Origin of the sequence: Citrobacter sp. CK180, from assembly GCF_030333655.1 — a bacterium.
Lineage (GTDB): Bacteria > Pseudomonadota > Gammaproteobacteria > Enterobacterales > Enterobacteriaceae > Citrobacter_B > Citrobacter_B koseri.
Genome location: NZ_JAOWFM010000004.1, coordinates 1 through 216, shown reverse-complemented (window position 1 = coordinate 216; position 216 = coordinate 1). Strand labels below are relative to the sequence as shown.

1 pseudogene is annotated in these 216 nt (G+C 50.0%); it reads left to right on the top strand.

Annotated features, from left to right (window positions below):
* Positions 1-216: pseudogene (locus tag OGV50_RS00355) on the top strand (two-component sensor histidine kinase); the annotation flags it as partial.

Below are 216 nucleotides of genomic sequence, written 5' to 3'. Positions count from 1 at the left end.
TAACCTGGAAGAACTGAAAAGGTTGTCACGAATGACCAGTGACATGCTTTTTCTGGCACGTTCAGAGCATGGTCTGCTGCGGCTGGATAAACATGATGTGGATCTGGCAGCCGAACTGAATGAATTACGTGAGTTGTTCGAGCCCCTGGCAGACGAAACAGGAAAGACAATCACGGTTGAAGGAGAGGGCGTTGTTGCCGGAGACAGCGATATGCT